The organism is Polynucleobacter sp. GWA2_45_21, from assembly GCF_001830325.1.
Classification (GTDB): domain Bacteria; phylum Pseudomonadota; class Gammaproteobacteria; order Burkholderiales; family Burkholderiaceae; genus Polynucleobacter.
In genome coordinates this window covers 66,262-86,576 of sequence record NZ_MHZG01000001.1, presented here as the reverse complement: position 1 = coordinate 86,576, position 20,315 = coordinate 66,262, and the positions used below count along the sequence as shown (strand labels likewise).

General features: G+C 44.5%; 23 protein-coding genes. 18 read left to right on the top strand and 5 right to left on the bottom strand.

Annotated elements, in window-relative coordinates:
- Window positions 1-14: 14 nt before the first annotated feature.
- The 6 genes from A2X74_RS00385 to A2X74_RS00360 are packed head-to-tail and all read left to right on the top strand — an operon-like array spanning window position 15 to window position 5,965.
- Window positions 15-1,274 carry a lipoprotein-releasing ABC transporter permease subunit gene (locus A2X74_RS00385; RefSeq protein ID WP_293627815.1) on the top strand — a complete coding sequence of 420 codons (1,260 nt, stop codon included), beginning with the start codon at window positions 15-17 and terminating at the stop codon, window positions 1,272-1,274.
- Window positions 1,267-1,977: a lipoprotein-releasing ABC transporter ATP-binding protein LolD gene (gene lolD / locus A2X74_RS00380; protein ID WP_293627281.1), complete on the top strand. Its 711-nt coding sequence runs from the start codon at window positions 1,267-1,269 to the stop codon at window positions 1,975-1,977. The genes A2X74_RS00385 and lolD overlap by 8 nt, the downstream gene beginning before the upstream one ends.
- Window positions 1,974-2,834 (top strand): TatD family hydrolase, encoded by an 861-nt coding sequence (locus A2X74_RS00375; protein ID WP_293627279.1) that lies wholly within the window; start codon window positions 1,974-1,976, stop codon window positions 2,832-2,834. The genes lolD and A2X74_RS00375 overlap by 4 nt, the downstream gene beginning before the upstream one ends.
- A gap of 4 nt (window positions 2,835-2,838) precedes the next feature.
- Window positions 2,839-5,328: a DNA internalization-related competence protein ComEC/Rec2 gene (locus A2X74_RS00370; RefSeq protein ID WP_293627277.1), complete on the top strand. Its 2,490-nt coding sequence runs from the start codon at window positions 2,839-2,841 to the stop codon at window positions 5,326-5,328.
- Between the two features lie 53 nt (window positions 5,329-5,381).
- A complete protein-coding gene (locus A2X74_RS00365) occupies window positions 5,382-5,576 on the top strand; it encodes a type II toxin-antitoxin system HicA family toxin (RefSeq protein WP_293627275.1) in 195 nt (64 codons plus the stop codon).
- Complete coding sequence (locus tag A2X74_RS00360) at window positions 5,573-5,965, top strand: type II toxin-antitoxin system HicB family antitoxin (RefSeq protein ID WP_114653502.1); 393 nt, start codon at window positions 5,573-5,575, stop codon at window positions 5,963-5,965. Before A2X74_RS00365 ends, A2X74_RS00360 begins: the two co-directional genes overlap by 4 nt.
- Before the next feature lie 55 nt (window positions 5,966-6,020).
- On the opposite strand, the gene A2X74_RS00355 is transcribed toward A2X74_RS00360, so the two are convergent.
- Complete coding sequence (locus A2X74_RS00355; protein WP_293627273.1) at window positions 6,021-7,547, bottom strand: HAD-IB family phosphatase; 1,527 nt, start codon at window positions 7,545-7,547, stop codon at window positions 6,021-6,023.
- Between the two features lie 193 nt (window positions 7,548-7,740).
- On the opposite strand from A2X74_RS00355, the gene A2X74_RS00350 reads away from it, so the two are divergent.
- On the top strand, window positions 7,741-8,091 hold the full coding sequence (locus A2X74_RS00350) for a hypothetical protein (RefSeq protein ID WP_293627271.1): 351 nt from the start codon (window positions 7,741-7,743) through the stop codon (window positions 8,089-8,091).
- A 176-nt stretch (window positions 8,092-8,267) separates the two neighbouring features.
- Window positions 8,268-8,801 (top strand): hypothetical protein, encoded by a 534-nt coding sequence (locus tag A2X74_RS00345; RefSeq protein ID WP_293627269.1) that lies wholly within the window; start codon window positions 8,268-8,270, stop codon window positions 8,799-8,801.
- Window positions 8,802-9,243: 442 nt separating this feature from the next.
- Here the strand turns inward: A2X74_RS00345 and A2X74_RS00340 are convergent, their stop codons facing one another.
- The gene (locus A2X74_RS00340; protein WP_293627267.1) at window positions 9,244-10,212 is read right to left on the bottom strand and encodes a tripartite tricarboxylate transporter substrate binding protein BugE; all 969 of its coding nucleotides are present in this window, start codon (window positions 10,210-10,212) and stop codon (window positions 9,244-9,246) included.
- A gap of 381 nt (window positions 10,213-10,593) precedes the next feature.
- On the opposite strand from A2X74_RS00340, the gene A2X74_RS00335 reads away from it, so the two are divergent.
- The 6 genes from A2X74_RS00335 to A2X74_RS00310 all read left to right on the top strand — a co-directional run bounded on the left by A2X74_RS00335 (window position 10,594) and on the right by A2X74_RS00310 (window position 14,094).
- A complete protein-coding gene (locus A2X74_RS00335) occupies window positions 10,594-11,979 on the top strand; it encodes an integrase family protein (RefSeq protein WP_293627265.1) in 1,386 nt (461 codons plus the stop codon).
- A gap of 26 nt (window positions 11,980-12,005) precedes the next feature.
- On the top strand, window positions 12,006-12,329 hold the full coding sequence (locus A2X74_RS00330; RefSeq protein WP_293627263.1) for a type II toxin-antitoxin system RelE/ParE family toxin: 324 nt from the start codon (window positions 12,006-12,008) through the stop codon (window positions 12,327-12,329).
- Window positions 12,326-12,622, top strand: coding sequence for an addiction module antidote protein (locus tag A2X74_RS00325; RefSeq protein ID WP_293627261.1), 297 nt, complete (start codon window positions 12,326-12,328; stop codon window positions 12,620-12,622). Before A2X74_RS00330 ends, A2X74_RS00325 begins: the two co-directional genes overlap by 4 nt.
- On the top strand, window positions 12,615-12,899 hold the full coding sequence (locus A2X74_RS00320) for a HigA family addiction module antitoxin (protein WP_363925293.1): 285 nt from the start codon (window positions 12,615-12,617) through the stop codon (window positions 12,897-12,899). The genes A2X74_RS00325 and A2X74_RS00320 overlap by 8 nt, the downstream gene beginning before the upstream one ends.
- 6 nt (window positions 12,900-12,905) lie before the next feature.
- A complete protein-coding gene (locus tag A2X74_RS00315; protein ID WP_293627259.1) occupies window positions 12,906-13,664 on the top strand; it encodes a hypothetical protein in 759 nt (252 codons plus the stop codon).
- Between the two features lie 166 nt (window positions 13,665-13,830).
- Window positions 13,831-14,094: a helix-turn-helix domain-containing protein gene (locus tag A2X74_RS00310; RefSeq protein ID WP_293627257.1), complete on the top strand. Its 264-nt coding sequence runs from the start codon at window positions 13,831-13,833 to the stop codon at window positions 14,092-14,094.
- A 115-nt stretch (window positions 14,095-14,209) separates the two neighbouring features.
- Here A2X74_RS00310 and A2X74_RS00305 read toward each other — a convergent pair whose 3' ends face one another.
- Entirely contained in the window at window positions 14,210-14,353 is a 144-nt protein-coding gene (locus A2X74_RS00305; protein WP_293627255.1) for a hypothetical protein, read from the bottom strand.
- A gap of 451 nt (window positions 14,354-14,804) precedes the next feature.
- Between A2X74_RS00305 and A2X74_RS00300 the strand changes: the two genes are divergently transcribed.
- The 3 genes from A2X74_RS00300 to A2X74_RS00290 are packed head-to-tail and all read left to right on the top strand — an operon-like array spanning window position 14,805 to window position 16,095.
- Complete coding sequence (locus A2X74_RS00300; protein WP_293627253.1) at window positions 14,805-15,248, top strand: hypothetical protein; 444 nt, start codon at window positions 14,805-14,807, stop codon at window positions 15,246-15,248.
- 26 nt (window positions 15,249-15,274) lie between these two features.
- A complete protein-coding gene (locus A2X74_RS00295) occupies window positions 15,275-15,598 on the top strand; it encodes a hypothetical protein (RefSeq protein WP_293627251.1) in 324 nt (107 codons plus the stop codon).
- Window positions 15,595-16,095 carry a hypothetical protein gene (locus tag A2X74_RS00290; RefSeq protein ID WP_293627249.1) on the top strand — a complete coding sequence of 167 codons (501 nt, stop codon included), beginning with the start codon at window positions 15,595-15,597 and terminating at the stop codon, window positions 16,093-16,095. Before A2X74_RS00295 ends, A2X74_RS00290 begins: the two co-directional genes overlap by 4 nt.
- A 530-nt stretch (window positions 16,096-16,625) precedes the next feature.
- On the opposite strand, the gene A2X74_RS00285 is transcribed toward A2X74_RS00290, so the two are convergent.
- Both A2X74_RS00285 and A2X74_RS00280 read right to left on the bottom strand, forming a co-directional pair.
- Window positions 16,626-17,282 (bottom strand): response regulator, encoded by a 657-nt coding sequence (locus tag A2X74_RS00285; protein WP_293627247.1) that lies wholly within the window; start codon window positions 17,280-17,282, stop codon window positions 16,626-16,628.
- Window positions 17,283-17,287: 5 nt separating this feature from the next.
- Window positions 17,288-18,721, bottom strand: coding sequence for a HAMP domain-containing sensor histidine kinase (locus A2X74_RS00280; protein ID WP_293627245.1), 1,434 nt, complete (start codon window positions 18,719-18,721; stop codon window positions 17,288-17,290).
- 203 nt (window positions 18,722-18,924) lie between these two features.
- Here A2X74_RS00280 and A2X74_RS00275 point away from each other — a divergent pair, with 203 nt between their 5' ends.
- Window positions 18,925-20,313, top strand: a complete 1,389-nt coding sequence (locus tag A2X74_RS00275; protein ID WP_293627243.1) for an autotransporter outer membrane beta-barrel domain-containing protein — start codon at window positions 18,925-18,927, stop codon at window positions 20,311-20,313.
- Window positions 20,314-20,315: the final 2 nt, after the last annotated feature.

The window sequence follows — 20,315 nt, the reverse complement described above, 5'->3', positions numbered from 1 at the left end:
AAACTGTGTGTATGTTGAGACTTCCTATTGAGCTAGAAATTGGCCTGCGCTACACCCGATCTAAGCGTCGGAAGACCGTGGGTAAGCGTGATGGCTTCCTTTCTTTTATCTCCGGAATCTCCACCGCAGGCATTGCTTTGGGCGTTGCCGCCCTGATTGTGGTGCTTTCAGTGATGAACGGGTTCCAAAAGGAAGTGCGCGATCGGATGCTTTCCGTCCTTTCTCATGTTGAAATTACTGCTCCAGATGGTTTGGCCAATTGGGAGCCGATTGCACTGAAGGTGGCTGCTCAGCCTCACGTTGTTGGTGTCGCCCCCATGGTGAGCTCACAAGGTTTATTGAGTCGCGATAGTGTGATGCGTGGCGTCGCGATCCGAGGGGTGCTTCCAAGCGAAGAAGGTAAGGTTTCTGATTTACCAAAGCAATTTGTTGCCGGCAGCATTGAGGATCTGAAGCCAGGTGCTTTTGGTGTTGCTTTGGGCGCCCAGCTCGCTAATATTGTTGGGGCACGCGTGGGTGATCGCATTAATCTCATCGTGCCAGAAAGCGATCTCACTCCTGCAGGCGCTATGCCTAGAATGCGCACGCTTCAGGTAGTTGGTATTGTGGATAGCGGCCATTATGAATACGACAGCTCCCTTGCCATCATGCATTGGAAAGATGCCGCAGCTTTATTGCGTTTACAAGATCCATCTGGTTTGCGCGTGAAGGTCGATGATATGCAACGTGCGCCAGAAATTGCTGCTGAATTAGCCCAGGTTGTTCCGCAAGCTTTGTGGGTTAGCGACTGGTCACGCTCGAATCGGAATTGGTTTGCAGCAGTTCAAACCGAAAGGAAGATGATGTTCATCATCCTGACCCTGATTATTGCTGTAGCTGCCTTTAATTTGGTTTCTACCTTGGTAATGACGGTGAATGAGAAGCAGGCCGATATTGCCATCTTGAGAACGATGGGTGCAAGCCCAGGGCTCATTCAGCGCATCTTCTTGGTTCAGGGATTGGCGATTGGTTTGCTAGGCTCTTTAGCCGGTGTTGGTCTTGGTCTTCTCATTGCTTTAAATATTGATGTGATTGTTCCTGCTATAGAAGCGATCTTCCGAGTGCGCTTCTTGCCACGCGATGTCTACTTTATTAGTGAGTTGCCTTCGGATGTGCGTTTATCTGATGTGGTGACAGTGGGCTTGATGGCTTTCGGCCTTTCTGTATTAGCTACCCTGTATCCAAGTCGCCGTGCCGCCCAAGTTCAACCTGCGGAGGCATTGCGCTATGAGTAATTTCAAGAATGAAAAAAACAATGGCGTGATTCTGAGTGCATCCGACCTTGCAAAGACTTATGGCAAAGGACCAACAGCAGTTGACGTCCTTAAGGAAATTGATTTACAGGTAAACGCTTCTGAGAAGGTAGCTATTGTTGGATCTTCGGGTTCTGGTAAGAGCACTTTGTTGCATTTGTTGGGTGGATTAGATACGCCTAGCTCAGGGACAGTCATTTTGGCTGGAGAAAATCTCCATCAATTGCCAGTGAGAAAACTGGATCAATTGCGCAATCAGAGTTTGGGTTTTATTTATCAGTTCCATCATCTCTTAGATGAATTCAGTGCTGTTGAAAACGTCGCCTTACCTTTACGTATTCGTGGACTGAGTAATGAAGAGTCTATGGAACGTGCCAATACGATGTTGCATGCGGTCGGTTTAGCAAAGCGAGTTCAACATACCCCAGGCGAGCTATCTGGTGGTGAGCGTCAACGAGTAGCGGTTGCTCGTGCCTTAGTGGGCAATCCCGCTTGCGTCTTAGCGGATGAGCCAACTGGCAATCTCGATACTGAAACTGCTGATGGTGTATTTGACTTGATGTTAGATATTGCTCGTGAGCAGGGTACTGCTTTCGTGATTGTGACCCATGACCCTATTCGCGCTAAACGTTGTGACCGGATTTTGCATTTAGAGCGCGGAGTATTAAAGACTTTCGCGCAATGAGCGAAGTTGGCAAAGAGCTCGCATGGGTTGATACCCATTGCCATCTAGATGCGCCGGAGTTCTCAAACTCACTTCCTGAAATTGTTTCAAGAGCAGCAAGTAAAAGCGTTAAAGCTATCTTGCTGCCTACAGTTCAATCGTCTGATTGGCTTAAGGCTAGAGAATTAGCAGATCAATTTAGTAATCAAATTCCAGGCTTGGTTTATACCCTGGGCATCCATCCGCTATACATCAATCAAGCCCAAGAGAGTGATATCGAGATTCTTCAGAAGCAAATTGAGCAATCATTGAACGATCCTCGATTTGTAGGTATTGGTGAGATTGGCTTAGATTATTTTGTCGAGGGTCTTGATCCTCAGCGCCAAGAGTATTTCTTTCATAAGCAACTCGATTTGGCTCAACAGTTCCAGTTGCCAGTCATTTTGCATGTGCGCCGCTCACAAGATGCCATCCTCAAAGCGCTGCGCAAAAGAAAAGTTCCCAGCGGTATAGCGCATGCATTCAATGGGAGTCATCAGCAAGCTGAGCAATTTATTGAATTGGGTTTCAAACTGGGATTTGGTGGGGCGGCAACCTACGATAGGGCATTGCAGATTCGTCGTCTTTTAAACGAATTGCCGCTTGAGAGCATCGTTACTGAAACAGATGCGCCGGATATTCCGCCGGCATGGCTTAGGGAAGAGGGTGGGCAATTCAATGAGCCCGCTTTACTCCCCAGAATTGCTCAGCAACTAGCTAGCATTCGCGGTATTAGTGAAGAAGTATTTTCAAAAGTAGTTTGGCAAAACGCGATGCAGGTATTGCCCCGTTGGTCATTATTAATGGCCAATAAACTAAACCCACAATCCGCTTCTTAAGAGCTTGCGTATCAATATTGCGGCGTTCATCGCCGGGGGATCGCTTCTTCTATTTTTGCCTACTGTGCCAGAGTATTGGTATTGGATATGCATAATAACCATCTTCATTTCTCTATCCTGCGCCTACATCAATCGCTCGTTAATTCAATATTGCTATGTCAGCAGCGCATTACTCACTACATGCTGTTTTGCTTTGGGATTTGCATGGAATGCACATTACGCACAAAGTCGACTGACTCATGTTCTTTCCATCGAGTATGAGGGTAAGGATCTTGTTCTTGAAGGCAGAGTCAATGCCTTGCCACAAAGTTCGTCCGGTGGCGCCAAGTTTTCTTTTGAGGTGGATCGGGCATGGTTAGGCAAGGAGTCAATTGATTCAATTCCTACGCAGGTGTATTTAAGTTGGCAGCCAGCATGGCGTAACCCTCAAGATGTCCCCCAAATTATTCCAGGTCAGCGCTGGGAGTTCAAAGTCAAAATCAAAAGGCCGTATGGGTCACTCAATCCCTACACCTTTGATTTTGAGCGCTGGTCTTTTCATAAAGACTTTGGTGCCATTGGATCAGTGAGGTCTGGCAAGTTACTTCTTGAAAAAGATATTGGTATGTCTGAATTCGCTCTAGCCATGGAATATCAGCGCTGGAAATTAAGGCAAAAAATTCAGCGCCAGCTTCCAAAGAGTGCACGTTATGGCGGGGTGATTGCAGCACTGGTCATGGGGGACCAAAATGCAATAGACCAAGAAGACTGGCGTGTATTCAATGCCACTGGTATTGGCCACCTCATATCGATATCGGGTCTGCATGTAACCATGCTGGCTGGCTTCGGTGCGATGCTGGCCACCTTTTTATGGCGTCGTAATAATCTGCCCTTATTGATTCCTGTTGGGAAGTTTGCTGCGGTAGTCGGTTTTCTAACGGCCTTTGTATATGCTTGGTTAGCTGGATTTCAGATTCCGGCACAGCGAACGATGTATATGGTAGGCGTAGTTGCGTTTGCCCTATGGTCTGGCAGAAACCCCCGATCATTTGATATCTGGTGGTGGGCTCTCTTTGTTGTTTTACTGATTGATCCAATGGCGCCCTATACGCCGGGATTCTGGCTCTCATTTGGGGCGGTAGCGGCAATTTTGTTCGCCATGCAGGATTCGGATGGTTTATTGGGGCTACCCACTGGCAGAGAGTTGGAGCTTGATTGGCGATATAGATTTTCTCAAGCGCTTAAAGAGGCTTGTCGTGTGCAGGCCGTAGTTACTATCGCACTTTTGCCATTGACTCTGTATTGGTTTTATCAAGTCTCGATAGTTTCGCCATTGGCAAATGCAATTGCTATTCCTGTGGTGAGTTATATCGTGACGCCTCTGGCGATTGCGGGCGCCTTATTGCCTGACTTCATGGGTAAGTGGCTATTAATATCAGCCCATGCCACGATGGATTGCCTAGCTATCATGCTGGCTTGGATGGCTAATTGGAGATGGGCAGTTGCCTGGTTCAGTCAGCCCGCTTGGTGGGCGATAACACTCTCCACCGCTGGCATCATCTTGGCGATTCGCCCTGGATCCATTCGAGAGAGTTGGTTTTCTAGAGTCGTCGGGCTCGCACTCACTACGAGTTTATTTATCCACCCAAGTCAAAACACTAATTTGGCTCTAGGTGAATTTCGAGCAACGGTACTCGATATCGGTCAAGGCACATCAGTCCTAATCGAAACTAAAACAAAGCGATTGCTATATGACACTGGACCCATTCAAGGGAAAGATAATGCAGGCCAAAGAATCATCCTGCCGTATCTGAGAGGGAGGGGAATTAATCATATTGATCGTATGGTGATTAGTCATAGTGATAGCGATCACATTGGAGGAGCCGCAACTCTTTTAAAAGAAATACAGTTTGACTCAATGATGGGATCCTTGCCGAGTACCAACCCATTGCTCGCAAATTTAGAGAGTAGAAAGATTCCTGCGATCCCCTGTCGCTTCGGCCAGCAATGGTCATGGGATGGGGTGGAGTTTCATATTTGGCATCCGCATGCGGATACAGTTTTTGAAGATCAACACCCTAGAAAGCCCAATGAAGTCAGTTGTGTTCTGGAGGTTCGTAACTCAAACACTTCGTTCTGGTTAACGGGTGATGTGGAGAAGCAGGGTGAAGCCGATATCACTGAGCGCTTAACCCAAGAAGCACTCAATGACTTACAAGACAAGGCGCTGATATTTATGGCTCCACATCACGGTAGCAAAACATCCTCATCCCAAAATCTCCTATGGTTACTGAATCCTGATGAAGCATTTGCGCAAAACGGCTATCGCAATCGTTACGGGCACCCTCATCCAACAGTCACCGCCCGATATCAAAGTATGAATATTCCTTTTTATCAAACACCAAGCACTGGTGCGCAGGTTTGGGAATTTCCAGCTAAATGGGAGTTAAACCAAAGTGAGCCGCTATTTTGGCGCCAGCATAGCCAGCGCCTATGGCATCGAAAAGGAGAGTAGATCAATATATGCGTATATGGTGTGTATGGTGTGTATAATTTAAAAGGAGATCGATGCACAGTAAAAAACTAATTGAGCTATTGACGAGTGATGGGTGGGTACTCATTAGGACGAGGGGTTCGCATCATATCTTCATTCACAGAACAAAGGATGGGCATATTTGCATTCCTCATCCTAAAAAGGATTTGGGTCTTGGTTTAGTGGAAAAAATATTAAAACAGGCAGATATCAAGAGGGGCCATAAATGAAATATCCGATTGCAATTGAGCCGGGATCTAGCAAGGAAGCCTGGGGTGTAGTTGTGCCAGATTTGGCAGGCTGTTTCTCAGCTGGAGATAGAGATATTGATGAGGCTATAGAAAATGCAAAAGAGGCTATAGAGATTTGGATTGAGCTTGCTTTAGAGCGTAATCAAGAAATACCAAAACCAAGCTCGTTGAGGGAGTTGCAAAAGCGGAAAGAATTTAAAGGGTGGGTTTGGGCGATTGTAGAGATTGATCCAGCCTTGCTTTCTGATGAAATAGAGCGAATCAATATCACCCTTCCAAAAAGGGTATTGGCTAGATTGGATGCAAAAGCAAAAAAAGCCGGAGAAAACAGATCCGCATTCATTGCGCATTTGGCATTAACTGCTTGAGTTGGCAATTCGAATCCTTGGGCACACCCGTCTAATTGAGAGAACTCAAAGCCGTTTAAATGATGACATCGACTTGAGATAAATCCTCAAACGAAGAAACATGTTTAATATGCTTGTGCTTCAATAGCTCTGGAGACTTGGGGTCGACAACAAAGGCCTTATCAGCCAGTAATAGCATATCAAGATCATTTAACTGATCCCCAATAGCCCAAACTTCAGTGAAACTTGGTTTATTGTTTTTAGAGAGAAATTGTTTAATCACGTTGCTTTTGCAAGGCTGCAAATTGCCATGGCTACGATCTGGATAAAAATCTTTATTGAGATTTAACTCGCCACTGCAGATATCGTTTCTAAATTTGAGGGTATGCGCAATTGCAAAATCTGCAAAAATTCTCTTGCGCATGATTTCTGCGGCAATAAAGTAGCTATCGGATATCAGTCCAACCATAAAGCCGTTGCGCTTCATTTGATTTACAAATTCCACGACGCCTGGTTTGATGGGCATCGACATTGCGACCTTTTCAAACTGAGTTCGATGGGTAAATTTAAAGATCTCTGCAACCCTCTGTTCGCGAGTGCTAGCATCATTTTTATGGAGATCAAGTATGGCCGCCAAAGTTTCTTCCGTATGAGTAAAGCTTGCCAAATCCCGGATAAATTGATTTGGTGTGATGGTGCCATCCATATCCAATAGCACTACTTTACGACGATCCTTGCGACGATTGATTATGTAATCAAATGAGGCTGAAGCTAGTCTCTGCTCCTCATACATTTCAGAAATTTGCTCTACATGTAGTCTTCCAGCATGACGGGAGTAGTGGTGAATCACACGAGCCACTTCATTGGCCATGGTTGTAAGGTCTACTAAAGGCTGGCTATCATGCTCTAAAGAACCAATATCAACCTCGCAGATGCGTGCCCCTTTAAGATGAGCGTCAATAAGAAGGCCAATATCTACACCATAGCCAGATTCAAAAGTAAGCTTTTTAAGTAAGGAGGCTTTGGCTGCAATAATTCCACCGAGTGGTTGAGAAATCCCAGCTAATTCTGGAAAAAATACCTTGAGCATGGGCTTTGCAGTTAGTTCGGTAACTCGCCCGCCGCCCCTGCCAAATTTTGCTTTTACAAAGTCAGCCTGATCTGCAATCAACGGCGCTAACATTTTTGCAATGATATTTTCTTCTAGGCCCGATAGGTCGCCATCTAAAAAAACAATGTACTCATACGTGGCGACCTGAACACCGTCAAGCATCGAGGCGCCTTTACCCAGCATTGAGCTTGTATGAATCTGCGCTCCAGCGTCCCGGGCTATTTGAGCTGTGTTGTCAATCGAACTGTCATCAATCACAATCACCTCTCCAGTGAAAGCATCTTTTTGTGCGTATTGAATGACCGACTCAATTGCCTTCTCTTCATTAAGCGCTGGAATGACAACACTACAAAGTGCTGGATGTAGGGCGTCTGTCTGATTAGGTGTTTCTTGTCTGCGCAAAACCTCTTTGCTTGACTGAACTGCAATTTGAGATTGAGTGCGAAGAAAATAATTTAATTTTCTCCATAGACGCATTAGAAATACTTTCATGCTCTTCTCCTGTGGAGATATCTGAAGTCAAAGTATACCTATTGAATGTTTAAACTCTTTGATTCTTGCTGATCATCGCTATTTAGCGCTCTAAGTGCATGATTTTTTACAACTTATTAATCATCAATTGAGCGGATACTGTTTTTTTGTATGATGAAATTACATATGTGACAAAAAGTATAAAATCTTTGCAATGTTCTTGAACAAGAAAAATTTAATTCTCGCTATTTGCATTTTTATTGTTACCTTCAAGGTGATGGCGGGTAATATTTTTATTCAGAGCGCAGTAGAGCGCGCTTGCCTTTACTCGTCTGGCTGCACAAATCTTGAGCTCAGCGCAAATTCGTTATCTGCAGTTGAAGTGGCAAGTGATGAAGAGCCTGTATACACTTTATTTTTGATGTCTCACGTCACCGGAAATGTGGGAAGTACATCCTTAGATCTTCCGGTATCACCAGATTTTCAATCTGCGTACAACCTATCTGAGGATAGGCCCATTCTTGGCGATATAGCCGACTGTCCTTACAAGCCACCCAAATCCTAATTCCTTAAAACCCGCCATTTGTTTAGCGATATTTGCTAGCAAGGGCGTATGCCATGCAAATGCATGGATGTTAGGTATTTAGGGCTTTCGTATTCTTCATTCTGCTTACGAGAGCTATTACTAATTTAGCAAAGACTTCACTCATGGAGTTATTTGCTTTAGATATTTGGGTAAAAATGAAAAAACTATTATTAATCGGCTCTATTGTTTTTGGGCTTTTGGGTGGTTGCGCTAGCAATGAAAATATTTCAACGCAATCGAATGTGGCAACTATGCAATCTAAACCATCAATTGCGCCCTCGAAGAGTGCTTCTGCGCCAAAGCCAAAGGATGACATTCAAAATGAGATTGCTCAGTGTATTCAGGCGGTCAATGAGGGTAAAACTGCCCAATCGATTGACGGCACTATTTTTGCATTAGACCCTTCGAATCCAAGCTCTAAGTTCTTGTACTCATCTCCCAACAAATTAAGCGCAGATGAGACGGTGTTGCTTGCAAAGTTCAAGCGAGAAACACAAAAGTGCAGGCAGATTGCAATGAAAATTCAAAATCCGTCTCTTCGCAAGGTCTATCAAAGCTATTTCGCAAAAATAGATCGTGTGTACGATGACTTAATTTATAAAAAAATTACGATTGGCGTTGCAAATCAGGAGCGTTCTTTATTGATGACTCAATTCAAGATGCAGTTTCTTGACGCCTTAAATAAATAAATCCATTGCTATGACGACTAGATATCGCTTTGCTTGTCGAGGCTGTGGGTTTAATTGCATTGGCTCCTTTGCCAGGGGGAGGGATGTCTACTTTACCCATGTCGTCAAGTTTTGCCAGAAGTGTCATGCTGTTGCTGAGTACACAGTTCCCAACTCAATTGGATTGAGTGAACGTATAAATTGCAGTCAATGTGATGAGGCTGACTCATTGCAAGATTGGGATGGCATTACCTGTCCGCTGTGTCAAAAGGCTTTGCACGCATCTGGCAGAGATGTTGATAGGTTTAATTGAGCTGGTTCTATGATGTAAAACTGGCCATAGAAAAAGGGATTGGGTGCGGTTCATCGCCGCACTCAATCCCTTCATCTAGCTTAGCCAAACTGCTCAAATTTTCTTGGGCAGTATTCTTAGGTGGCTCTTAATTGCTTAGTTATTTAGTCATTACTCTAATTCTAATTTCTGCTTAGCAACAACTTCTTTATAAGTTGTAAGTTCTGCAGCCATTTCCTTAGAGAAGGCCTCGGGACCATTCACATTAATGATGGAGCCAGTATCTTCAATGCGCTTTCTGACTGCGGGATCTAAGACTGCTTTTTGAGCGGCTGCATAAATCTTGTCTACAACATCTTTAGGTAGGCCTGCAGGTCCTAGGAGGCCGTAGTAAGCCATTCTGTTTGCTGGTGCTAAGCCCACCTCAGCAAATGTAGGCACATTTGGCAAGATCGCCAGGCGTTTTGGAGCAGCAATAACAATCGGAATGAGGCGACCATCTTTGATGAAGGGAAGGGCAGAAGGTAGGTTGTCAAACATGATGGGTACTTGACCAGCTACAACATCAACGAGGCCGGGGCCTGCACCACGGTAAGGAATATGAACGATATAGGTTCCAGTCAAACTCTTAAATAATTCTGTTTGCATATGACCGATGCCACCAGTGCCCGAGCTCGCATAGGAATATTTGCCAGGATTCTTTTTAATGACCTCGATAAAGGTTTTGTAATCTCTTGCTGGGAATGACGGGTTCACCACAATCACATTAGGTGTCGCAGCAATATTCGTAATTGCTGTGAAATCCTTTAGCGGGTCGTAACCAATCCTGGTATTAATCGCAGGATTAGAAGCTGTAGTAGAAATGGTAGCCATGCCTAGGGTGTATCCATCCTTGGGAGCGCGAACCACTTCTAATGCGCCAAGAGAGCCACCACCACCAGCTTTGTTTTCAACAATGACAGATTGGCCGAGTTGCTTACCTAAAGGCTCAGCCATACTGCGCGCAATGATGTCAGTGCTTCCGCCTGGGGCAAACGGCACAACGATTCTGATGGGTTTGTTAGGATAGTTCTGAGCGATCGCCCCCAAGCTAATGAGTGAGCCACAGGCTATCGCAATCAATTTACTTGTTAATGTCATTACTTGTTCTCCAAAATAGGCATTTCATAGGAATTGTTGATTCATTCCTTGTATTTAAGATAGTAGACGACTGGGAGCATCCAAAAAGGATCTTTTCCCTATTTTGGGGCGCGAATTGGACTCCAAACCCCAAAAAAGCAAAAAGCCCTTAAAAATAAGGGCTTAGAGCTGTAAATCTTGGTTGCGGGGGCAGGATTTGAACCTACGACCTTCGGGTTATGAGCCCGCATATAATAGGGTTTACCCGCATTACTATATATTCCCCTGTTAACCATAAAACCCTTTAAATACAATGATTTAAGGATTTTTGTATATTTTTCGGGTTGATTTATATTTCCTTATTTTGCTATTATTTGTCTACGATATGTCTACGGATTTTAGATGATGGCTAAAAAAGTGAATTTCACAGCTGGGCGGGTAGATGGCTTTGAGTGCGAAAAAGGCAAACAGCAAAGCTTTTATTGGGACGCTAAAACGCCCTCATTGGGACTTAGAGTTACGGCAGCAGGCAAAAAGACCTATATCTTTGAATCAAGAATAGATGGAACTCGATCTCCGGCGCGATTGACCATAGGTGATATGCGCACTTACACAATCAGCCAGGCTCAAGCAGAGGCAACCCGCCTTAAAGCATTAACTGATCAAGGTATAGATCCTAGAGATGTTGCTAAAGCCAAGGAAGAACAAGCGCAGGCAAAGAAGGCTGAAGCAAAGGGCAAAGAGCTTTTGGTTGGTGAAGCTTGGAATGAGTATCTTAAGTATCAAAAAGACAAGATGATGCGCACTCATATAGAGCGCGGTAAGAAGTGGGGTGCGAGGCACCTTAAAGACCATGAGAATTTATCTCAGGCGGGTGGTGAGGAAAGAAAGCGCAGCAAAGAAAAAACTAAGGCAGGGGTTTTATATCCTCTCATGTCTATGCGCATGGCTGATATTAATGCCGACGTCCTTAAAGATTGGCAAAAAGTGGAAGCCTCAACCAGAGCAAATAATGCTCGCCAAGGTTTCGAAATGTTTAGAGCCTTTTGGCGTTGGTGTGCAATTCGGCCTGAGTTTGCGCGGATTGTTGATCTCAATGCAGTAGAGAATAAGGAGCTGCGCGATGAAGTGCCTAGTCGTAAAAGCAAGCGTTTTGATGTATTGGACCGCGCCCAGTTAAAGCCATGGTTTAAGGCGGTTAATGCCCTAAATAGTAAAGTTGCTAAAGCCTACTTGCAGGCCCTAATACTCACTGGTGCAAGACGTGAAGAAATGGCAAACCTGAAATGGGTTGATGTGGATTTTCAATGGGGCGCGATATGGCTCAAAGATAAAGTGGTCGAGGAGGGTAGAAAAATTCCACTCACTCCGTATCTAAAAAGCCTGATTGAGAGCCTACCAAGGCGCAATGAGTGGGTTTTTAGTAGCCCCACCTCAAAAGAAGGTAGATACGCTGACCCTAGCGTATCGCACTATCGCGTCCAAGAACTTGCGGGGCTCATTAGTGTTGATGCTAACGGAGAAAAGTCCCCGCCCGTCACGATTCACGGATTAAGGCGCACTTTTGCCTCATTGGCTGAGTGGGTAGAAATGCCCGTGGGTATTGTTGCCGAAATTATGGGGCATAAGCCCAGCGCAACGGCAGAGAAGCACTATAAATCACGCCCCTTAGAGTTGTTGGGGATTTGGCATGCCAAATATGAGGCTTGGATTTTGGAGCAGGCAGGCATTGAATTTAAGCCCCAAGAGGGGGCGCAATTACTTAAAGTAGTTGGCGGCACAAATTAATTGACGGTATTCTAAAAGATACTATAATGAAACTCAGAATATACACCGACACGCAAGGTAAGGCGCCTTTTGAAGATTGGCTTCATGGCTTAAAGGACATTCAAGCAAGGGCAAAGATTCGCGCCCGGCTGGCTAGAGTGGAGGCCGGAAACTTTGGAGACTGCAAAGCATTGCGCGCAGGAGTTCAGGAATTAAAACTTGATTACGGCCCGGGTTACCGGGTGTATTTAAGTAGGCAAGGCGATGAGATTGTTCTATTGCTATGCGGCAGCGATAAGAGCGACCAAGACCGAGCTATTAAGCAAGCTATTGAGTATTTGGAAGACTGGAAAGGGCGGGGTAAGCCATGAGTAAACGAGATAAAAACTATGAGGACAGTCTAGTCCTATCGCTAACCGACCCAAAAGAGGCGGTAGCGTATTTGGATGCCGTCATGGAGTTAGAAGATCAAGCAGCGCTATTGGTGGCATTGCGCCAAGTGGCTAAAGCTCACGGTATGGCAGAGGTAGCTCGTTGCGCGTCATTGGGAGAGAAAACATTGTTTAAATCATTGGCTGAGGGCGGTAACCCTACGCTAGATACCATGAATAGAATTTTGCATTCAGTTGGTTTACGGCTGAGCGTAGCTGAGCTTCATGCGTAACCCATCTCACCCTAGCGAAGTGCTGCGGGAATGGATGCCTGAGAATTTAACGGTTACAGACGCCGCCGAGCAATTGAAAGTCTCTCGCCCCACTTTTTCCAAGATATTGAATGGAAAAGCGGGAATCTCTGCAAACATGGCGCTAAGACTATCCGCATGGCTTGGTACTTCGCCAGACTTGTGGCTTGGTATGCAGTTGCAATGGGACTTATGGCAGGCTAAGAAAGGCCGCATTCCAAAAATTAAGCGTTTAGTGGTTAACGGCAAAGAGGCTTAACGTCTTATGAAAAAACAGGATAAGAGTCATGAGAAGAATCTGCTTGATACAAGCAATGGAAAGAATTCTTCTCTAAACACATCACTAATCCAGGATAAGCTAGATGGTGCGTTATCAGAGGCAATTGAGTTATATAAGAACTCAGCCGATAGACTGGGGGTAGAGGTTGATGTAGATAAATGTAAGTCAAGTCTAAGAGATTCGGATAATTGGGTCATTTTGAAAAAAGCCTATGACTCTCCTGAAAAGCGACAGTTACTTGGGGCCTATGTATCTGCGCGAGAAGCTTTGCACTCCCTAAGTAGAAGGGTTGAGAAAGCCAAGATTCTTGGTGGCGATATGAATCAGGCTGATGTATCTCATCTCCTAGACTCATTTCGGTTGCTTGGGGTGGCTAGTTACTGCATCTTTGATGAGCATCTTCAAGGGGATTTTTCGGAGATTGAAAAAAGGGGCATTGAGAAGGGGTTTGATGCGCGCAAAATTGCCGAAGAATTTTTGCCGAAAGTAGATGGTTATTCGGCGCCACCATATAGCGATATTGCTACTCGTAATGGATGGATTAGAGTGATGATTGCAATTGTTAGTAACGATGAAATTATTCGAATATGGAATCAAAAAAATCCCGATTATCCAATTACTAAAAATACAATTCAGAATGCCATTAGAGGCACTGAAAAGATTAAGAAAAATTCTCCGGCACAATCAATTCAATCCAAGATGATTGGTCGGATGGTTCATATGGGTGGAAAGTCTAAAAAATAATTACCCCAAATTACACCAAATTACACTCATGCAATATAACTCATTGATTTGTAAGGATTTAAAAGACATTAATTACACCAAATTACAAAAATGACATAAAGATCCATGATGAATATCGTCATACACATACCAGCACATCGGGAAATGTATAGAGGAGTAAATCATCATGGATTTGCAGAAAGTAGTAACAACGCAAGAGCTCGCCAAGTCGTTAAAGTGCTCAGCAAAAACAATCAGAAAGAACCACTGCCTAACAGGCCATTGCTACGGCATTAGACCTGTAAAAGTAGGTGGGCGCCTATTGTGGCCCATCTCCGAGATTGCCAAACTTTTGAATGGCGAATCCTTGGGGGTGGAATCACGCAGCCACATTGGCAAAGAGGTTGTGGAATATCAAACCAGCGGGTATGCGGAGGTGTCCCATGGCTGAAGATAGACACCGTAGGGGTGTCGCTCAGTCGCACCCTCCTAAGAGGGAGGTTGAGCCATTCGTGCAGATACCCTCGGAAGTGCTGAATAGTGCTGCCTATAAAGATTTGAGCTACTCAGCCAGAGCCATACTCGTTGAGATGCTTCATTTTTACAGAGGCAACAATAACGGCTCCATATACATAGCAGCCAAAACCGTCATTAACAGGGGGCTGTCCAAAAACACCATGACAAAGGCGGTAAAGGAGTTGATAGCGCATGGTTTTATCTATCAAACTCGGCGAGGAGGAAGTCTTAGCGGTGTATGTAGCTTATTTGCAATTACTTGGAAACTTATTAATAAGGGTGAGGGGCAATTCTTGAATCAATTTGTGAGCAATGCTTATCGCAATTGGAGTCCTGCATTGAAAAAAATGAGGGGTCAAAAATTGGGAGGGAGCAAACTCAAAAATGGGAATGCCCATCAAAAAAGACTAAACCCAAGCAATCTAAAGGGATGAATGGGAATACTCAGAATACAGAAATTTCATCTCATGCATTCCCAATTATTAGGAGCTACTTAGATATGCCATATATACAGCTAAACAACCCATTAAAGAATGAGAAAACTTACTCAATGAATTGGATGGCGTTAGATCAAAAGCGTTTGAATCAGATGGCTCTTGACGATCTGCGTAATACCCAACTTCAAATACTTAATAAGGATGAAAAATGACTCAGCAATTAACTAAGATTTACGAACTAGCCTATTTCATTGATCATGACTTGGATGAGGTTCATCTCGAGCAATCATCTGTGAATAGCGGGGAAGCAAATCTGATCAAGCTCAATAGACTTCATATAAAAATATTGGCTGAGCAAATGAATCTGCTTGAGGTTAACCATACAGCCCGGATGGGTCAAGTAATGCGCACTGAATTAGGTGAGCTCGCAGATGCTATCTATGAGCATTGGGGGGAGCTTTCTGATGATAAGCATTTGGACTTATGTCATCTAATCAGCGCTAAAAAGCTTTACGCGAAGGTGCAAACAGTTTGCCGCATTGCTGGTTGTGATGTGGGGGATGATGGCGACGCTGTTATCTCGGACACGCAGACTATTGAAGAGGGTGCAATAGGTCACGCAAATGCTCAAGCCTCATTATTGGAGGTTTAGGCATGAGGGAGGCCCTAATAGTGTCCTTGGATGCGACTAACCAAAGGCTGAATTCTGGAGACGAGTATAGGTCAGAAGATCAACCGCAAAGCCAACTGACAGGCGGCAAATTGCTAGACCCCACCCCCTTAAATAGCATGAGCAAGATCAGGCTCAACGATGCCGAAACCATCCGAATGGAGATGGCCAGGGTTTATAGAGATATGAGGATGGGGCGCATTGACACGCAGAACGGTACACGTCTGGCCTATGTCTTAGATATGGTGCGTAAAGCCCATGAGACTTGTGAGCTACAGCGCCGGGTGGAAGTAATCGATCAGGTAAACAAAATGAGAAAGGTCAAAAAATGAATCAAAGACCATTAAGCGCAGCTTATGAGGGGATGACTAGTAGAGAGCTTGCAGCGGCAGCCTACGCCCATGCCGATAATGAATTGGAGTCGCTGCGCATTAAAGCGGCAATTCCTTGGAAGACTTACTCCATGATGGATGCTCAGTTCATAGATGCTTTGGAGCATCTCCATCTCATGGGCTACTTATGGGCCAATGATTATTGGCGACTAGAATTTTTATCTGCTGGTGATGTGCTCGGAATGGCATATCACCATATTACAGGCGACATCCAGAAAAGAGACGGTTATGTGGAATTGCTGACAGGGTGGAAGAAAATCATTGCCGCCCATTTTGAGGCGTTAAAAGAGGTATGCGAGGTGCATGGAATTGACTATAAGACAGTATTAAAGAGAGTCGGTATTACAGAGGTTGAAGATAGAGCGGCCGGTCTTGACTTGGGGCACAAGGCGAATGTAATTGCAGCGCTTGAGACTTTTTTGACGCCTGGTGAATAGTTTTCTTTGCACCCCAACTCTTCAAAATAGGAGTTTCAGGGGTTTTAACGGGGGTTAATGGCCCTTGGGGTCGGCTGGCCAATGCGGTACCGTGATGAATACTCGCGGCATTGATTGGTTTGTTGACACAGGCAGTGCCTGGCAAAAGCTCCTGTTCCCTATGTGTATCCGTTTAGCCACATGGCGTTTTAGTGGAGCCTAGCGTCATGGATGCTAGTGAATGGGAAGGGATGGCGACAGGGGGGGGGCAGTTTCCGGTAGGGGCGTAAAGGATTTTGATTGAGGTTTTGCCTTTATGACTGGTCCAATAGGGTTTGGGTTGCTTATTCCGAATAAAAGAGCCTCAACTGTATGGCTAATGTCGGCTTTATAAGTTTGAGCGGACGGACGATGGGCTTTTCTGAGGGTCAGAAATCGGCCACCTTGAGACAGTCGAGGGGCCGCACATAACCGAGTGTCTACATCGTATTCAGCGAGAGATCTAACACTACCCTTAAAAAGTAAATTCAGTGATTGGGTGCCCATCAAACCTATTTGGAGTTCACTTTTGATATTTCTTCTATTCGAGATTTGTATCGGTCGCAGTATCTTGAAAGCTCGACAGGGGTATAAAGATTTAATTTGTTTTTCAAGATAGTTCGATACATTTTGACGGTTGTGAGGGCGATCCCCATTATCTCGGCAACCTCGCTCTGGCGGTGACCCTTTCCCAGTAAAAGCAGGGCTTGAGCCTCCCGTGGAGAGATGGGGATGCTAATAGGTTGATCAATTTCTTCTGTTGTTAACGTTAATTCTGCGGTGTCTTCTTTTAGGGTGTCGAGTAGCTTAATGAGTGCAATGCTAATTTGATCTCCTGAGAATGGCTTTAGAATGAAGTCCACGGCACCACCATGCCAAGCATCAATGATGTCGGCTTGCTTAGCATTTCCGCTCATAAATACTATGGGATATGCTGCATTCATTCTCTTGAGTTCCCCCTGTAGCTCAACCCCATTCATACCGGGCATCTGAAAATCCAGCAAAATACAGCTAGGGATCCCATCTTCAAATTCAAAATTATTTAAGGCCCCTAAAAAAAGTTCGGCAGACGGATAGCATTTAATCTCATGGTCATCAGATAGCCACTCAACCAATCCTCTTTGGACGGCGAGATCATCCTCGACAATAATTACCCTAGTATTTTTCATGATATTTATTCGGGACAAGTTGCCAAGGGGATTTGCACCTCAAATAGCGCACCTTCTGCCGGACTATTAGATGCTGATATTGAGCCATTGTGATTTTTAATAATTGTCTTGCAAAGCCATAGACCAACACCAAGACCATCTTCTTTCGTGGTGTAATGCAAATCGAAAATTGATGGCAGCAAATTGAGATCTAATCCAATGCCGCTATCTTGAAGTTGAATGTAGGCATTCGTGCCGATAACACCTATGGTTAAGGTGATTTTTCCGCCTTTATTGCCTTTGGCTTGAATAGCGTCAGCTGCATTATTAAATAGGTTTATTAGTACCTGTTGGATTTGGATGGCATCGCCATACACAATCGGGTTGGCATAAAAATCTTTTACCAAATCAATATTTTTGGGTGACAGAGATGGTTCAATAATTTCTAAAACTTCATTGCTTGCATCAACTAAACCAAATGAATGGAATGAGGATTTTTTCTCATTAAATAGTTGTCTCAAATTATCAACAAGACTTGATAATTTTGATGATTGTTGCTGAATATCCTCAAGAGAATTAAGTAGTCTTGGCGTCGCATTTACGGATTTTTTAAGCGCACGATTAGAAGACTCCGCCTGAAGTGCGATTGCCGTTAACGGTTGGCTTAGCTGGTGGGCAAGACTGCTAGCTAATGCGCTAATACCAATAATCCTATTAGACGCCATCAATCCATCTTCCAATTTCTCTTTCTCTTCAATTGCCATTGCAAATGGGTGATTTAGATTGTTGCGAGTCGTTCTATTTGATCCCAGCCAAGTGATTCGAAAGCCGATGTAGCAGATATATCGAAAGATGCTAATGCTGATATAGAAGGCATATATCCATACAGTTAATGTTGTAGGGTGTCGAGGAATGGGTGGGTGCCCTAAAGCTGTGGCTAAAACCTGAATGCCCCAAAAAATAGCTATGATGAATTCAAATTCTTTAAGCCGAACTAAAAATGAGTGTTCCTTAAGTTTATTTTGAGTTGTAGTTCTGAGAAGGTTAAAAGTAATAAATGCCAAAATGCCAGTTAACCCATTCATCATGTACATTGGGGCGGTAATGCCATATACATTTCGCGCAAGCTCCATTAGGCCGCAGTAGACAGCAATTGCAAAGATTGAAATGTAATAGCGCTTTCTGGGCGTTCTCCTCAAAATGGAATTAATGCTAAAGAAGATGGCGGTTTCTGAGCCAATCAAAAAGAAGTTTTGCACAGCAAAAATGAACTGCACCTCCCATTGAATCCCGCTATTAATTAAATAAATGGTTGAAGCTCCAAATGCGTTAAGGAGCTGAGCAATTAAAAAATATCCAGCTGATGCATCCACTTTCCCCCTAAGGGTTAGATAGAGCAAGCCCCCAGAGGTGAGGGTTAGCATCGTATAAAGAATGGCAAGCGGGCTTAATAAATTCATTTTTTTATCTCAATTAGTTCAATTATGAATGCTTACGAGCACTTCACTCACAAAAAGATAGACGCCAATCAAACCAATAATCTGTGCAATATTTTGGTCACCCTGTACTAAAGTAGGTTATCTCAGTAGGGGCAATTCACTAGCATTGGGGCTGAATCATTTCCCGAGCAACCCAGCTTTGTCACTTAAAGAGCGTCTTTTGTATGAATGTCTTAAAGATTGGAAAAATTGCCATTGTTTCAGCTTTGGTTGTTGGAAGTTCAATTTCAGCTTTTGCTCAAGCAACCACAGTTAACTTAGGATCCTTTACCGTCGCTGAAGGAACATACAATGTGAGTGAATATTGGGGTGTCAATACTGCAACAGCCCTTCCCACATTGCAATTGCAGCCATGGTGGGCTTCTGGCGGATGGAATGCGTGGACTTCTGCCCAGATGACCTTAGTAACCCACATTTATAGCGCTATTCAATCCAGCTTAACAAGTGGCTCTAGTGTTTTTGCTTTATCTGTTAACTCAGTTCCCCAATATTTCATAAGCTTCGGTAGTACTTCAGTGTCAAACTACAGCGGGTCTCAAATTCCTCTAGTTGATGCTGAATTTATCGCGGGAACACGGTACTGGATATTGGTGACATTACCCCCCCCATCCGGCCCCTCCACCGCCGATACCCAACAATCCCTCGTCAATACCGCTGCTGCTCTACAAAACACCTACACGCTTCAGAACTCAGTCCTAGCGAACAGCTTTAGCTATGACTGCTCTCTCTTTGATAAGAATAATGTCTGTGTCTCTGCTGGTGGCCGTAATACCGCAGTACAAGCAGCTAATGGACTGAACAATACTAGCGGTCTGTTGATTGCCGCCTATCGTCCTCACCCCAACTACCGGGTGGGTGCTTATGCCGATCAAAACCTCTCAGTGAATAATGCCGGCTCTACAGTCAATCTTGGTAATAACACTCCACTCATTGGTGTGTTCGGCGTCTGGAATGAACGTGTCGATGGTACGGGTACTGAAGTCAAAGTCTCGGCTGCATACGGTCAAAAGAACACCACTATCAATCGTCAAGTAGTTGGCACTAGTGAGGCGGGTTCTGGTGGTTCACAGCTCAATAGTCAGGGCGCTCAAGTAGTCGCTAAGTATGGTTTTGGCGTTGCGGACAATGTGATTGTTAGTCCTTATGCTGGTATGCGTTATACCCAGAACAATATGGGTGGCTATACAGAGGCAACTAGTTCAACCGTTACTGCACCTTTGACTTACAGTGCCCTCAATACCAACGCGACTACCGCCTTAGCGGGAGTAGGAGCATCGTACAGAGGCATTCCGCAAACCAATCTCTTTGCTAGTGCGGGTGTAGAAACGGATACCAATACCGCTAATGGTGCTTACTCTGCTACAGGCGTAACTGGACTCACTCCGGTGAACTTTAACCCCAACCCAGTCAAAACCAGACCAACAGCGATGTTAGGCGCTACATATGATGTAGCCAAGAATCAACGTTTAGGTATTACCGGCATCTATCGTCAAGAAGCTTATCAAGCTGTATCAACTACCACCGTGATGGCGACTTATACGGTGGGTTTGTAATT